Source organism: Streptomyces sp. 891-h (assembly GCF_022760275.1).
Lineage (GTDB): Bacteria > Actinomycetota > Actinomycetes > Streptomycetales > Streptomycetaceae > Streptomyces > Streptomyces spirodelae.
The window spans coordinates 1,398,736-1,415,832 of sequence record NZ_CP050693.1 but is presented as its reverse complement, the minus strand read 5'-3'; the positions used below and the strand labels follow the sequence as shown (position 1 = coordinate 1,415,832).

At 71.9% G+C, this 17,097-nt stretch carries 1 protein-coding gene (only partly in view); it reads left to right on the top strand.

The whole window is internal to a hypothetical protein gene (locus HC362_RS06075; protein WP_243082897.1) on the top strand: the coding sequence, 78,261 nt in all, runs 36,841 nt past the left edge and 24,323 nt past the right edge, and what appears here is coding positions 36,842-53,938 — codons 12,281 (partial) to 17,980 (partial); the first complete codon in view begins at position 3. The start codon and the stop codon both lie outside this window.

The following is a 17,097-nucleotide window of genomic DNA, read 5'->3' as shown; positions in this document are numbered from 1 at the left end:
CGTATCCGCCCGAGGAACTGGTCAACCGTGCCTGGGGCACCGGCCCGACGGGCCCGCATGCCGGAGGGCGAGCGGGAATCCCGTCCCTCGGTGACCGGGTCACGCCGGCCCTGGACCTGGACTGGGCCGACAACGACGTCGTCGACCCGGACAGCTTGGAGGACACCCAGCCGGACACCGATGAGCTGATTGCCGAGACACTGGAGCGGAGGGCCAGGTTCCTCTTCGAGGCACCGGACGCCGAGATGACGGGCGTCGGCCTGCCGGACGACACGTCGTCGTACCTCAGCTCCTCCTCGGACGACACCGATTTGGTGGAGGAACCGGCGGTCGACAGGGAGGCGCCGCATGTCAGCCGCACCCTGCACCGCCGCTACCGGGTCTTCGAGGGCGCCCTGGGCCGCGCGCTGTCCGTCTCGCCCGGCGAGGCGACCCGCGCGGCGGTGGACCGGGCGCTGGACCGGCTCCACACCCGGCTGCCGCACCCGCACGGTGCGGAGCGCGACGCGGCGCTGTTCGGTCCTGGCGGGCGGCACGCGGATGCCGGGTTCGCGGCGGCCCTGCTGCACCGTGTCGGGGACCTGCCGGAGCTGGTGGACACCGCTGCGGTGAGGCAGTGGCCGCTGGAGCCCGACGCGGCCCAACTGGCGGACCGGGGCCATCTGCTGGGGTCCGACGACGTGGCCCGGTTCCTGTACGCCGCCTTCCAGGCGCACGCCGCGCTGGGGCTGCCGCAGGAGGACCGGGTTCCGTTCCGGGACGGCGTCATCGGGGAGGTTCTCGGCAGGCAGCGGTGGGACGTCTCCCTCGCCCAGATCGTGCAGGCGGCGCACACCGCCGGCTACCACGGCGAGGGCGAGGAGGACCTGTTGCACCGGGGGCCCGAGGCGCTATACGAGTGGGCCTCCGCACGGTTCGGCGGCGAGGGGGCCGCGCTGTCGGACGCCGCTCTCCGGCGTGCGTTGGTGCCGCCGCACAGCCAGGTCGTGGACCCGGCTCCGGGCCACTACGCGGTGGACACGTTCGAGTACACCGACGAGGCCGGCCGGCTCCGGGTGACCGGATACTTCCACGCCACCGACATGGCGGTGCGCGGGCACTACCGGTACCTGCCGGACTTCGAGGAAGTCGTCTTCTGGAGCCGGAACTCGCGGGGCATGCTTGTCGGCACCCGTTCTGCGGTGCCGTGGAAGAAGGCGGAGGCGGAGGCGGAGGCGGAGGCGAAGGTGGCCTTCGCTTCGGCCCGCGGCGGGTCGGTGCAGGAACGCCTGGAGCGGGTCCGCATGGCTGTGGGCCGGGCACACCAGGACGGCTTGGACGATGTCGTCGTTCTGATGGGCGGCCAGGACGGTGCCCAGGCGCTGCGGCCGTTGCAAGGCGTCATCGACGCAACGGGCGTGCAGGTGTGGACGCTGCGAGTGCCGGACGCGGTGACCCCGTCGCAGGGCCCCGTGCCCGCGCGACTGCACGTGCTCGCCCACCTGGGTGAGGGGGGACCGGGCTGGGAGCTCTACCGGCCCGGTGGTGACGGGCCGCAGCACGTCGCGCCGGCCGATCCCGAACCGGCGGTCACGGACGCCTTTCCCGACCCGGTGTACTGGAACGCCGAGCCGGAGGTGGCCTACCAGCCGCAGTTCCCCAGCCTGTACCGCTCCGAGGAACGGATGCGGGAGGTGGCGTTGCACGAGCTGCACCTCGGCAGAGCTGTCCGTCGTGGCGACGAGAGCACGCACGAGACGGTCAGCCTGGCCGTGCTCGGGGTGTGGGAGATCCTGTCCCGGCATCACGGCCGTGACGTGGCGGCCACCGCCTTCTTTCCCGGAAGTGCGGCGGGCGCTACGGAAACGCTGGTGCCGTTGCTGGGGGCGACGCCCGATCCGGACCATGTGGGCTTCCTTCTCGACGCACTGCACGCAGCCGTGGGCGGGAACGGCAGGTCTCCTTACACCCTGACGAAGCTGCTCCGGAACCGGCCCGAGCTGAACACCCACGCATTCCCGGCCGAGGGCTGGGAGAAGCTGCCGGCCACGTCCGCCTTCGAGGAGGAGCGGCTGGCGAGCCGCGGGCTGCGGACGTCCGTGGACAGCGTGGTGACTCTCCAGCGGATGTTCCACGCCGCTGCGATGGCGGGCCTCGACGAGAAGCAGCTCCTGGCGCTGCGTACAGCACTGATCGGCTGGTCGCTGGACAACAACGGCACCCTGTTCGATGTCATGCGGGCCGCGCATGACGCGGGCGTGGTGCACCGCACCGACCCGGATCTGTCCGTGGCCGACGCCGCGGCGCTGCTGAACTGGGCGCACGAGAAGCTGCTTCCCGAGGACGTCTACGAGCGGTTCCACATGGGCGACCGTCTGAGTCGGCTGCTGCGTCCGCAGCAGCCCGTGGATGCCTGGCACTCCCTCGGGGAGTACGACCAGCGGGTCGCGAAGTGGGCCGGGAAACGCATGACCGTGGAGTCCTTGCTGGGGATGCCGCTCGGTATGCGGGAGACGTACGCCGAGTCGCTGCCCACCCTCGCCGACCGGATCTCCCTCCCCCAGTTCCTGATGCTGCGCCTGGCGCTCGACGACCGTGAACGCTTCGACGCCGATCCGTCGAACGCCGCGGTGGCGCGGACCGGCCTGGCCCGGATGCCCCGACTGCGGGAGGGACAGCCGGTGTGGCTGGTCCTCTCCGAGGACGAGCTGCCGGGCGGGCCGGGCCTGGAAAAGCTGCCCGACGGCTGGAAGATGCCGGTGCGTTCGTTCACGGCGGGGGCGCTGTCGGAGAGGAAGCTGACAGAGCTGGTGCGTGAGCGGCACGCCCAGCTACGTGAGGCCGCCGGGCCGAAGGGGCGTGCCCCACGGCTGGTGGCGGTACGGGTGGAGAACCCGCTCTCCTTCCGTGACCCGGCCCTGGTCGCCCCGGGGTCCGGAGTCGCGCTCACGGGCGAGGACATCGTCCTGGAGGGGGCCGCGGGCTCGCTGCAGCGCGCCGGGGATGACGTCGAGTACGTCGAAGTCCCCGCTCGGCAGGTGTGGGCGTCGGCCCGGAGCACCAGCCTGTCCGACCGCACCGCCCCCGGACAGGTGGGCGGAACGGTGGCGCCGACGGTGCGGAGGCCTGCCGCCTGGGAGCACGCGACAGCCGCGCATGAGGAGTGGTTCCTGCTCGCCTGGGAGTACGAGTCGGCGCTGCGCGAGGCGGTGGCGAACCGGCCGAAGACCGGTGACGTCGCTGTCAAGGCCGCCCGCACGCTCTTCGAACGGCATGCCGCCGACATCGACGTGCGGAAAGCGGTGGCGCTGGCGCTGGACTTGCCGCGGGGGACGGCATACGTCCGCAGCCAGTCTCTCGACCAGGAGGTGCACCGGCTCTCCTCCGGAAGCCCGACGCAACTTGAGCGCGCGCTGGACGTCTTCAGCCGGATCGCCCAGGCGACCGGGGCCGACTGGCCGGTCGCGGGCCAGCCGGCGCGGCTGCCCGAGGCCGGGGTCATCACCAGCGGGACCGCACCGAAGGTGCACGCGCTGATGAACACGTTCGTGCGACAGGTGAGCAGCAGCCCCGACGACGCGCTGGCGTTCCAGCAGGTGCTGCTGGCAGGAAGGGCCGGTTACCTCGCGGACGTGCTCGTGGGCAGCCAGGCCGCGTTGCAGAGGATCGGCGCACCACAGCCCCAGGCGCTCGCGTTCGACGGCGGTCCGGGCCTCTACCGGACGGCGGACGAACTGCTGCGCCCGCGTGATCTGACGAGGGACGAGAGGCTGCGCGCCGCGCTGCGGGCTCCGCAGGACGTGCTGTCCCAGATGCTCGCGGACGACCAGCCCGATGTGCCGGGCTGGGACGGACTGAGCGCGGAGCACCGGAACGCCCTGGTGCGCCTGGAGCTGACGGGCAACGCCACGCGGCTCGGTCCTCAGGACCGGCGGACCGCCGACGCGGCGTTGCGCGAGCTGTCGGCCAGGCAGCAGAGCCAGTCCGGGCAGCCGAGGGTGGGGCTGTGGACGGGATACGTACCGAAGCAGTCCGTTCCGCAGGTGGGGCAACAGCACGTGCTGTCGTCCTTCCAGCGGGCGGACACGGACCAGCACCGGGTGAGGGAGACACTCCGCGGCGACCTGCAGGCCCGCCCGGAACACGTGCGTGCACTGTTCGCAATCACCGTCGAGACGGCACCCATGACGCTGTTCCGGCGGTTCCGCTACCCGGAGGGTCCGACCCCGGTGCGGGTGGTCTCCGCCGAATGGACCGAGCCGGGTGGGGGCCTGGAACCGTATCTGTACGTGCGGTACGAGGAGGACCGCCCCGCCGCGTCCGAGTCCGCGCTCGCGCCCGTCGGCACGTCCTCGTCGCAGGTTTCCGCGATTCCGCAGGAGATGTCCCAGTGGCACTGGGGCGAGGGCGAGCTGCGGGTGGGCTTCGGCCAGGACGGCGCGCTGGTGGCGGGCTGGTTCCGGCCGGGCGAGTGGGACCGGCGGATGCCGTTCATGTCGCGGCTGTCGCCGACCACGCCGCTGCACGTGTGGCACGGTCCGGCCGACGCCCGTGTGAGCACCGAGTTCCCGACTCGTTTCCGCCAGGACCAGCGGGTGCTGTACTTCCAGGCCCACGGCCTGAGCCGCCCCGGTGCCGAGGGACTTGGCCCGGACCAGGTGGTGTACCTCGTCAACTGGGTCGCTTCCCAGCCCGGTTGGGACATCGACGCGGTGATGGCGGTCCGCTGCGGTGACGGCGGAGAGCGCCCGCCGGAGGTGTACGGCCGCTGGGCCGCAAGCCGTGAGAAGACGTTCGTCTCCTTCAAGGGAGCAGTGTCGGTGGCCGCCGGCCGCGATGGCGAGGGGGTGGGCCTCCATGTGCTGCCCGATGGCGAACTGCCGTCGTTCGCGTGGGTCCAGCGGGCCGACGGCAGGCTACTGACGTACCCGCACCGCGCCTCGTCCTGGCGGGCCGAGACGGATGTGCCGTATCCGCCCGAGGAGCTGGTCAACCACGCACGGGGCGCCGGTGAGCGGGACCACACGTCGAGGTCCCTGGTCCAGAACCTCGCAGGTGGCATGGGGGACCGGGAACTGTCCCGACTGCTGGATGACCCCCAGGAGACCGGCCAGCTTCCGGGCCGGCCCACGGCGCAGGACCCCGCGCTCAGGGACTTCGTCAACGAAGAAGAACTGGAGAGGCTGCTCTGGGAGGCTGTCCCGCCCGAGTACGCCAGGCTTTACGGCAGGGCCGACCAGTGGGTCGAGCGATCCCATTGGTTCGAGCGGGCGCTGGGTTCCTTGTTCGCGCGGGATGCGGAGGCTCGAGCGGCGGAGGAGCGTGCGCGGAATGCGCTTGCGCAGATGTTGACAGACAGGGGCTACAACATCTCGGAGCTGAACCTGCTCGGTGGTGAGGGGCAGATGGAAGAGGCTGCCTTTGTCGAAGCCGTGCTGGCCACCGAGCCGCTGAACCAGGACATGGAGGCCGCACTGCCGCAGGTGCCGGCCAGCCTTGTCGAGCGTGTGGGGGTCCTGGCAGAAATAGGGCATTTCGCGTCGGTCATGGAGTCCTTTGAGGGTAATGTTCGGCGATTCAGCTGGGTGTTCGCGGCGCATGGGCGTTTGGGGTTGCCGGAGGAGGACCGGCTGCCGTTCATGCGTGCGGTGATGGCCGGTGTGCTGGATCACGACGCGGTGTCGCTGCTGATGGTGGTGCTCGGGGCCGCGCGGGCGGGTTATGTGTTGCCGGGGTTGGGGGATCCGCTGGGGTTGGAGGCGGCGGTCTTCTATGACCGGGTGGTGGGGGCGCTTGTCCCGCCCGGGACGCTGGGTGCGCCGGTGTGGGAGCGGGGGTTGGTGCCTCCGCATCGGCAGGTGGTGGATCCGGGGCCGGGGTATTTCTCGGTGGATCTGGTGGAGCATCTGGACGATGAGGGCCGGTTGCGGGTTGCGGGGTTCTTCAACGGTCCGGATGCGTCGGTGCGTGGGTTCTACGGTGATGTGCTGCGGCAGATCACGCAGGCGGTGTTCTGGTCGCGTGATGCGGGCGGGTCGTTGGTGGGTGTTGCGGGGGCGGTGCCGTGGCGTGGGAAGCGTGAGCGTACGGCGTTTGTGGCGGCGCGTGAGGGTGCTTGGGCGGACCGGTGGGCGCGGGTGCGGTGGGTTGCCGGGCGTGTGGCGCGGGACGGGTTGTCGCATCTGGTGGTGCTGGTGGGTGCCGGTGTGCGGGACGCGGATGCGCTGGGGGAGTTCACGCGGCTGCGGGCCGAGGTGAGGGACACGTGGGGTGTGGAGCTGCATGGCGTGTTCGCCCGGGTGCGGGATGACTCGGGTGAGGTGGTGTCGGGGTTCGGGGTGCCGGTGGCGGTGACCCCTGCGCGGGATGGTGTGCCGGCGCGGATTCATGTGCTGGGTGATGTGGTGCCGGGTGAGGCCGGTTGGGTGTCGGGTGAGCGGGGTGAGGTATCGGCTCCGGAGCCGTCGGCGGAGGGGTCCGTGTGGGTGGGGGCGGAGGAGTACCCGGAGCGGGTGTACTGGAACGCGCCCATCGAGGTGACCCACCCCGCCCAATACCCCAACCTCTACACCGATAACAGGTGGGACTCGCGCCTGCGGGAACACGAGGAGGCCCTCGGCAAGGCCATCGAGGCGGTGGGGACGTCCTTCGGCCGACTCGCCGCGCTGATGGGCGACCTGCGGAACCTGCTGCTCACGCATCGCGACGCGGTGGAAGCCGCAACGGGACTTTCGCTGGAGGATCCCGACTTCCGTGGCCTGATGGACTGGTCGGTCTCGGAGGGGCCGACATCGCAACGGCCGCGGGACTGGGCCCTGCGGTCAGTGATCGAGGAGCCGCTCTACAGCCTGGGGGCACTCCTGCGGGATCGGCCGGAGCTGAATACCACGGAAATCGTGCTCGATGGGCCCAGGCAGTGGTGGCTGCACGATGCCAACCGATCCAGTCGCGGGCTCCCGCGCGGTGAAGCCGTCGGGAAGCTGTACCGGCTGTTCCTGGCCGCGAAATTCTTCGGGCGCAGTGCGGAGGAACTGCTGGAACTGCGCGCCGAAATACTCGCCTCCGTTGCCGGTTCCGCTACCTACCTCACCTCGTTCGGCGTCCTGCAGGCCGCGCACGCGGCCGGGGTGCGCGCTGAGACGGACCCGGACCCGGCGGTCGTCGACGGCGCGGCGCTGGCCGACTGGGTGCACGCGGAGTTGATGCCTCTGCTCGACCTGTCGAGACTCCCGGACACGCTGCGCGCGGACCTGGAGCGCCCGCATCACCGCCTCCACCGTGAGCTGCGCGGGACGGCCCTGTCCGCAACGGGCAGTCGCTTCGAGGACCTGGTGGCCCTCGACGACCCGACGAGTCCCCAGCTCGCGCACGCGTACACACAGGCGGCTCCGCCGACGCGGCGCGCCTATGCGGACTTCCTCGCGGAGCACGGCGCACCAGGCATGCTGACGGCCCAGGTGGACGCCGATCTGCACTGGGCGCTGACCCGGGCGGTGTCGGACGCCGAGCTGCTCGACGAGCGGCTCCTCACCGGCGGCGGTGCCTTCGACAAGGTCCTGCTCGGCCGGGTCGAGCGAAGCCTGGCCGCCTCCACTGTCCCGCAGATGCTGCTGGACGACCCGGACGTGGCGGGAACAGACGGTGAGCCCTCGACCGCCGCCCTCCGGGAGCGGGCCGCGGCACTCATCGAAAAGGGCACGCTCCAGGCGAGGCTCCGGGGACTGATCGCGATGACGCGGTCGGGACTGGCCACGTTGCCGGCGATGCCGCCGCACCGCCCGGTGTGGCTGGTGCTGCCCGAGGACGCACTGCCGGGCGGAGTCTCACTGGAGGAGCTGCTGGCGGGTCGCTCGGTGTGGTTCCCCGCCTTCCAGCGGTGGGCCGTCTCCGAGGGCCGGGCGGACGAGCAGGCGCGGGGGCTCGCGCAGGAGCTGGGGGCCCGTGCGGATGCGCCGAGGGTGCTGGCGCTGCGGCTGTTCGGCAGCCCCGCCCGCGATCTCACGCTGATCGATCCCACTGCCGGTGTGGCCATGACGGGTGAGGACACGGTGGCGAGGGCGGCCGTGGCCGAGACCGCGCCCGCCCACAGTGACGCCCCTTACACGGTCGTCGATCTGCACGCGATACGTCGGCCGTCGCAGTCGTCCGGCCCGGTGTCGCTGGGTGCCGGCGTAGAGAACGTGTCCGAGGCCGAGCGGACCGGGGCGCGGGCGGCGACCCCGACGGCCCGGCCCGCGCCCGTTGCGGCTTCCACGGCCGTGGACCGGTTCTGGGACGACTTCGCGGTGACACGGCCCGACCAGTGGGAACACCACGTCAAGCGGTACGAGAAGCGCCTGGTCGAAGAGCTGACGTCCTCCGTCGACATGTGGCGCACGGCGGTGCGGATCGCCGTCACCGCATACCGCCACAGCGCGGACGCCCGCACCGTGCAGGCCAGGGCGAAGCAGATCCTGTCCGCTCTGGAAGAGCCGGGCACGCACCACGACTGGTCCGCGGACCAGTGGGTCGGCGAACTGGAGGCGCGGGCCGAGGATCCGGGCCTCGGCGAACGGGCTCTGCACAGTCTGGCCGGTGAATACGCGCGAAAGCTCTTCCTGGCCGTCACCAGCCGGGTCGCCCCCGCGTCCGGCGCGACGACCTCCGCGGAGCCGAAGACGGTGGAGACGCTGGGCGGGGTCCGGACGATGGGCAGGGATGCCGCGGACCTCGTCCACCGGATGACGCGTACCTACCTGGAGTCGACGCCCTCGGAAAGCGTGGATCTGCGCAGCTTCCTCGAAGTGGCTGTCGCTTGGGGGATCACGGGGCGCATGGCTCAGCCGGTCGACGTCGTCAGCGGGATGCTCCCGCTGTGGGAGCGGACGACAGGGACGTACGACCTTCGTCACGCACTCATCAGCGGCCCCGGCGGGTTCTACCGCGCGCTTGACGCGCTTCTGCAGCCGAGCGAGCGGCGGGCGGAAGAGGATTCGTGGGACGCGCCGCAACTTCCGCAGGACCGTGTCCTCCAGCACTCCCTGCCCGACGCGAACAACGCGGGCGTCAGGGCGCTGGGTCACGAGCACCGCATGGCATTGGGCCTCCTGTACATGCTCGGCGGCAGGGGGAACTTGCCGCGGCAGCTCCGGGCAACGGTGATCGAGGCGCTGCGCGAGGTGGCGGCCCGGACGGATGAGCGTCCCGACAGGCTCTTCTGGCTCGACTCGGTGCAACAGGACAAGGTGCCGCGTAAGGGACAGAGCTTCACGGTGGAAGAGCTCACCTCGGCCTCCCCGGATCTGGACCCCGACTTCTACCTCGAGGCCGAGGAGAAGCAGGCCGAGGATCATCCGGACGGTGACTGGACCCTCGTCCTGTTCGAGGACGTGGCGCCCGCCATCCCCATGGTGTGGTCCGAGGTGACGGCCCGGGCCGAACCGACGACGATGCACGTCGCGGACGTGCGGTGGGTCGAGGGCTCGGAGCAGTCCGCCGGGGTGTCGTACTGGCACGTCACGCTGGCGCCCGAGGAGGGCACCGCACCGTCGGCCGGGGAGATGGACGCACCGGGCGGCGACGGCGGGTCCCAGGGGACGGTGTCGTCCCGGGACGGCGGGGTGGACGAGAGCGCGGCGTCCGACCGCGCGGCACTGGTGGCGCCTCGGCTGTCGCGTGGGATGAGCGAGCGGTGGTTCGGTGCCGGGGAGTTCCGGGAGGGCCGTGTGAGCGCCTCCGGACGTTTCTGGGCGGGGCAGCATTCGCCGCGGGGCTGGGCGGTTCGGGAGCCGTTGCTGGAGCGGCTGGAGTCGGTGGACACGTTGTTCCAGCCGGCCGGGCAGGGCGCCCAGGGGTATCGCCTGGTGCTCGGTGGGGGTGTGCTGTTCTTCTCCGGGCACGGTGTCTCCGGGCGCGGTGTCCGGCGTGCGGGCGGTGTGTCGCCGGAGCAGGTGGCGCGGTATGCCGATTGGTGGCTGTCGCAGCCGGGTGCTCCGGAGCTGACGGATGTGGTGGCGCTGCCGTGCGGGGACGGGAGCGAGGTGGCCTCGGAGGCGTACGCGGGTCTGTCCCGGCGTGGCGTGAGGGTGTGGGACTTCTCTGGTGCGAGTGCGCTGAGCTGGGCGGACGATGCCCAGCGCGGGGCGGGCCTGTTCGCGTTGCCGGATGAGGCGGGCCGTGCGTCGTACATGCGGGTGTACGAGGGTGGGCGGCAGGTGTCGCGGGTGCCGGAGCCGGGTGCGGCCGGGCTCGGCCGGCGGTCGGAGGTGCCGTATCCGCCCGAGGAGCTGTTCAACCGGGCGCGGGGCGCGGGCGAGCGGGACCACACGTCGAGGTCCCTGGTCCAGAACGTCGCCACCGGCTGGGACCAGGGCGCGGTGCTGCGGATCCTGGACGAGGAAGTGGAGCCGGAAGCACGGCTCGGAGAGCCTGTCCAGCCCCCGGACCTCGACACGGCACAGGATTCCGAGACCGAGGGATCCGTCACCGAGTACGACGAGATCACGGCGTGGCTGCTCCAGGAGGCGCCCCTGCTCGGTCGGCGGGCGCGGGAAGAGGCAGGCACGCCGGGCCTGCTGCTCACTCTTGAGGAGTCGGATTCGCTCCGGTTCGGTGAGTTTTACAGCGGACTGGAGTGGCGCCGGCGGGCCGCTTTGTTCGAGCGGTTGCTGGGGTCGGCGTCGGGGCAGGACGAGGAGGCTCGTGCGGCGGAGGAACGTGCGCTGGAGGCGCTTCCGCGGCTGCTGACGGAGCGGGGCCACGACGGCCCGGTCGCGGACTTGTTCGCTGGTCGTGGACGGCCGGAGCGGGGTGCTTTCGTCGAGGCGGTGCTGGAGCACATCCGGCTGCTCCAGCAGGTGGCGGACGAACTGCCGCCGGTGCCGAAGCTGTCCCTGGAGAGCAGGCGGGTGTTGTCGGAGCACGGATACTTCCGGCTCAGCGACGAAGAGCTGCTTTCGTTCTTCGGTGTGGTGTTTGCGGTGCATGGGCGTTTGCGGCTGCCGGAGGAGGACCGGCTGCCGTTCATCCGTGCGGTGATGGCCGGTGTGCTGGGCTCGGACCGCTGGAATGCGTCGCTGCTGACGGTGGTGCGTGCCGCGGCGTCGGCGGGTCATGTGTTGCCGGGGTTGGGGGATCCGCTGGGGTTGGAGGCGGCGGTCTTCTATGACCGGGTGCTTGGGGCGCTTGTCCCGCCCGGGACGCTGGGTGCGCCGGTGTGGGAGCGGGGGTTGGTGCCTCCGCATCGGCAGGTGGTGGATCCGGGGCCGGGGTATTTCTCGGTGGATCTGGTGGAGCATCTGGACGATGAGGGCCGGTTGCGGGTTGCGGGGTTCTTCAACGGTCCGGATGCGTCGGTGCGTGGGTTCTACGGTGATGTGCTGCGGCAGATCACGCAGGCGGTGTTCTGGTCGCGTGATGCGGGCGGGTCGTTGGTGGGTGTTGCGGGGGCGGTGCCGTGGCGTGGGAAGCGTGAGCGTACGGCGTTTGTGGCGGCGCGTGAGGGTGCTTGGGCGGACCGGTGGGCGCGGGTGCGGTGGGTTGCCGGGCGTGTGGCGCGGGACGGGTTGTCGCATCTGGTGGTGCTGGTGGGTGCCGGTGTGCGGGACGCGGATGCGCTGGGGGAGTTCACGCGGCTGCGGGCCGAGGTGAGGGACACGTGGGGTGTGGAGCTGCATGGCGTGTTCGCCCGGGTGCGGGATGACTCGGGTGAGGTGGTGTCGGGGTTCGGGGTGCCGGTGGCGGTGACCCCTGCGCGGGATGGTGTGCCGGCGCGGATTCATGTGCTGGGTGATGTGGTGCCGGGTGAGGCCGGTTGGGTGTCGGGTGAGCGGGGTGAGGTATCGGCTCCGGAGCCGTCGGCGGAGGGGTCCGTGTGGGTGGGGGCGGAGGAGTATCCCGAGCGGGCGCTTTGGAACGCGCCGGTCGAGGTGACCCACCCCGCCCAATACCCACACCTCTACGCCGGTTTCCCATGGATCGCGGGCCAGAGGGAGTACGACAGGGACCTGGGCACAGCCCTGTCCTCGGTGCGACCTCACACCAGGTACCTGACGGCGCTGGTCGGCCGGCTGTGGGAACGGCTGGCCGAGCACCACGGTCGGGAGGCGGCGGCGAGGGCGTTCCTCCCCGGCGCGGAGTCCGATGAGGCCGCTGCGGACGGCCTGCGCGACCTGCTGGCCGAGGCCTCCACCGCCGAGAGCCGGCGGCAGTTGTACGTGGCCCTCAAGTCGGCGATCGGCGGTGCCGAGGCGTCGCCGTACACCTTGGCGAGGCTGTTGCGGGACCGGCCGCAGCTCAACACCCATGGGCTGCGCACCGGCGCGGTGGGCGAGCTGCCGTCATCCTTCGTGCTCGGCGACCCACAAGACCGCCGCGGGCTCGTGTCCTACGGGAAAGTCGAAGAGATCGAGCAGGTCTTCCGGGCCGCCCGGATGCTCGGGCTCGCCCCCGGGGAACTGCTGGAGCTGCGCGACGAGATGTTCGCCACGATTCTTCCCCTCCACGAGGAAGGAACTCTCTTCGACATCCTGCGGGCCGCGCACGCGGCGGGGGTGCGGACCGGGACGGACCCGGACCTGACGGTTGTGGACGGCGCCGCCCTGGACGACTGGGCGCACGCCGAGGTGCTGCCCCAGCTCGACATGTCACGGGGCACGCAGGCGCAGCCGGCGGTCCCGGAGCGCCCGCATCACCGGTTGTTCGCGCAGAGGGCGGGCGCATGGCCGCTCCTTCCGTCCGTGAGCCATGACAGTCTGATGGTGCTGGACGGCCAGGAGATGACCCATGCTGTCCGCCTCGTCGACCCGCGGCTGAGGGACGCCTACACGCAGTTCCTCGGACAGTACGGTGAGCCCGGCCTGCTCAGGGCGAACGTGGACACCGCTCGGCAATGGGCGCTGAGCCGTGCGGTGTCGGACGCGGGGCTGTTCGGCGAGTGGTCCGGGTACGACCGCGCATCGGCGGAGGAGGCTTTCCTCCACCGGCTGGAGCGGGAACTGAGTGCTGCGTATGCCCGGCTTCGCCCGTACCCGGAAGTGCTGTGGCAGAGCCGCGAATTCTGGGAGCCGTGGAGGCAAGGAGCCTCGCTCGAAGAGTTGACGGACGTGGCACGGCAGTTGGTCACGGTCCTGCCGGTGAGCGGGGTGCGGATCGAGGAAGAACTGGCGGAGCTGGCGGCGATGACGCGGTCGGGGCTGGCCGCGTTGCCGGCGATGCCGCCGCACCAGCCGGTGTGGCTGGTGCTGCCCGAGGACGAACTGCCCGGCGGCGTCTCGCTGGAGGAGCTGCTGGCGGGCCGCCCGGTGTCGTTCCCTGCTTTCCAACGGTGGGCCGTCCTCAGCAGCCAGCTCTCCGGTCGGGCACGCCTCCTGCACGAGAGGGCGCAGCGTGAGGGCTCCGCGGACACGCCGCGGGTGCTGGCGCTGGCGGTCTACGGGACCCCGGCCCGTGACCTGTCCCTGTTCAGCCCTGGTGACCCGGTGGCCATGACGGCCGAGGACACGGTGGCGAGGACGACCGGGGCCGAGCCTCTCCCCTTCGGTGGCGACGCGCCCTACACCCTCGTCGATCTGCGCGCGGAGCAGCGGCCGTTGCCGCCCATGTGGGAGCGGGAGGTGTACACCCACACCGTCACGGACAGCGACGGCAAGCCGCGCGGGGCGAGCTTCGCCCCGCCGGCGGTGGCGCGGGCCCGGGAGGCCGCGAGCACTGACGTGCGCCTGCTGAACGCGTCCGAGTACGTAGGCGTGGGCGCCGACGGCCGGAGCGCCGGACCGCGCCCGGTGCCGGGACGCGACGCCGAGGAGCGGTATGTCTTCTCCGGGCACGGGGAGAGGCCGCTTCACCACGTCGGCGGCCGGTACGGTGCGCTGGTGAGGAGCGCCGACAGTCTTCTCACCCATGCGCGGCGGCTGCTGGATGACTGGGGGGCTTCCGGGGAGGCGTCGGTGCTCGTGGCGTTCGACAACGCCGGTATCGACAACATCAGGTCGCGGGCCGACCTTCTGGGCCACCGCCGATCCCTCGTCCTTCCCCTGGGCGCGGTGTCCTCCGTGCCGGAGTCGGGGCCGATGGTGCTCACCGGGGTCCTCGGCGGGGCCTGGCCCGAGTGGGCCGAGATCGTGGCCGGTGAGCGGCTTCAGGGGCCGGCCCCCATGCAGGGGGAGCGGTCGGCGGCGTGGGAGTACAACGCCGAGCGGCAACACGCGAAGTGGCAGGCGGCGGCCGAGTCGTACGAGTCGGGGCTGGGTGAGAGGCTGGCGTCGCAGGACAAGCTGAAGGACCTGGCCGTGCGGGTCGCCGCCCGGGCTTTCCGGGCGCTGGGCTGGAGCGAGGACGTGCGGGCGGCGGTGGCCCGGATCGACGGCCTGCCGGCGGCTGAGGGCCGGTCGGTCGAGGACCGCGTGGAACTGCTCGCCCGGCACCCGCAGCAGGAGGGGGCCTTCCTCACCGCGTGGGAAGTCTTCCGCGCCGTGACCGACTTGTACGCCCCCGGCCCCCGCACCGCCGGCGGCGCAGAGTCCCGCATGGTGGCGGGGTTGCTGACACGGGACGCCGCGTCGCTGGTGCACCGGATGACGTACACCTATGCGTCCCTGGTCCCGGCGGGGGAGGTGAACCTTACGGAATTCCTCGACGCGCTGGTGGCATGGCTGGAACTCTCCGGCTCCGGCCACCTGTTCGACGCCGTGGTGGGCAGCATCCCCGTGTGGGACCGGTTGATGGGCGGGCACGGCCTCCGTCAGATCGCCGTCCTCCAGGCCGCGGACTTCTATCGTCGTAGTGACCAGGCGTTCCGAGTTGCCGCGCAGGCGGCCGGTCAGGCACTGGGGGACTGGCCGCGGCTGCCGCAGGACCTCGTCGCCGAGCAACACCTGCCCGACGCGGACACGCCGGGCGTCGCCGCTCTCGGCGCCGAGCAGCGCACCGCGCTCGCGCACCTGCGTCTGCTGTATATGAACCCGACCCTGCTGTCCACCAGTGAGCAGCAGAACGCTCGCGACGCGCTGGCCGAGCTGGCCTCCGAGGCCCCGCAGGAGAGCGTCCTGTGGACCTACTTGACGGACCCCGGCGAAGTGGACGGGATACGGCGGCACGGGTACGTGGTGGGCCCGTACTGGCACGGTCACTCGGGCGAAGGGGCGACCCCCGCGCACGTCTTCCCGACCGGCGGTACCGGAGTCGCGGGTCGGTGGGAACCTGCCGGGGGGAACCCGGTACGGCTCGTCTTCGAGGCCGTCTCGTCGCGCGCGCCCCAGGTGTGGAAGGGCGTGAGCGTCTTCGCCGACCGGACGGAGTTGCGGCTGGCCTCCGCGCGGTGGTCCGAGGGCTCGGAGCTGTCCGGCGGGCAGCCGTACTGGCACCTCAGGCTGGTGCCGGGGATTCCCGCGCTGGTGCCGCGTGGGTTCTCGGGGGTGTTGTCGGGTTGGGGTGAGCCGAGGGTCGGCTACTCCGGGGACGGCACATGGTGGGCCGGGGTGTTCCCGTCCGGTCGGTGGGGTGAGCGGCAGCGGTGGCTGGAGCGTGTGTCGGGGTCCGTGACGTTCCAGTCGTGGCGGGTGGGTGCTGATGGTGTGCCGGTGGGCACGGAGTACGGGCTGCTGCCGGGTGGGACGACCCAGGTGTCGGGGGGGTCCGGGGGTCCGGTGGAGGGCGGAGCGTTGGTCTTCGCGGCGTTCGGTGGTCCTGATGCCGAGGTGGTGGCGACGTGGGCTGTGCGGGTCATCGATGGGCTGGCGGAGCGGGGTGTGCGGATCACGTATCTGCTGGCGGCGCCGTGTGGTGACGGCAGCGGCCTGATGCCGGGCGCTTACCGGGAGTGGGCCGTGCGGCATCGGGGTGTGGTGTTCGCGGCGCCGGAGGACTCCGCGCTGGCGCAGGGTGTGTCGGCGGGGCAGGCGGGGTGGCACAACCGGCCGGGTGGTCCCGAGTACTTGTTGACGGTGGGTCCGGACGGTCGGGTGCTGCGCTTCCCGAGGGAGGGAGACCTGGGCCGGGAGGCGAGCGAGGTGCCGCTGCCCGCCGACGACCTGTACAACGACCGGCCCGCCGGGGGCCATCCGCAAGACGTCGGCTTCTGGTCCAACCAGCGCAACCTGCTCCAGGGAGGGGACGACGCGAACGCGCCGGATGGAGCGGCGAACCCGCTCCCCGGCCTCGACCTGACCCAGGCCCAGCCCGATCCGACCCTGGCCGCCGCGAGGCGCCAGGACCTCGTCGCCGAGCAGATCGAGGCGGAACAGGAGGCACAGGCCCGGGCGGAGCAGGCGAGCAGTGCGCCCCGGCCGTCCGTGGCCGATACGCTGTCGGCGGTGGCGCCGTGGCTCCTCACGTTGCCGGACCAGGCGGAACCGGAGGCCCTCGACACGGTGGAGGCCCCGCTGTCCCGGCCGCGGTACGGCCCGGAGTGGCCGGAGCGCACCGCCTCGTTCGAGCGGCTGCTGGGGGCGGTGCTGTCCCAGGACACCGCAGCGCACGCGGCCGAGGAACGGGCACTCGACGCGCTGCACCAGCTGTGGTACCCGGAGGACGCCGGGGAGCAGCGGGACGATGCGCTGTTCGGTGCGCAGGAGCGGCCCGCCCGCGGCGCGTTCCTGGAGGCGGTGCTGCGCCACGCGGCGCGGCTGGAGTCCATGAAACTGCCGGAGGCCCCGCTGATGGCGACGCCGCCGTCGCGGACCACGGAGCTGTCCGAGCGCGGCTACCTCGTCGGCCCCGAGGACCTCACACCGTTCCTGCACGCCGCCTTCGAGACGCACAAGAGCTTGGGGCTGCGGCTGGAGGACCGTCCGGAGATCCTGCGTTCCGTCCTCGGCGTGCTGGGCACCGAGCGCTGGGACACGACGCTCTTCCAGGTCCTCCGTGCCGCGGACGCAGCAGGTTACGCCCCCGAGGGGGCGGCCGCGATGCTGCGCGGGGAGGCCGCCGGGCTGTACGAGGGAGCACGCCTGCTCGTGCGCGCGGGCCACGGGACGGAGCCGGAGCTGCTGCGAGCACTGGTGCCCCCGCACCGCCGGCTCACCGACGGCACGCGCGGCCGGTACGCGGTCGAGGAGTGGCACGTCCGCGACGAGAAGGGCCGCGTGAGGACCACCATGTTCCTCAACGAGCCCGACAGGCGGGCCCGGACCCACTACCGCG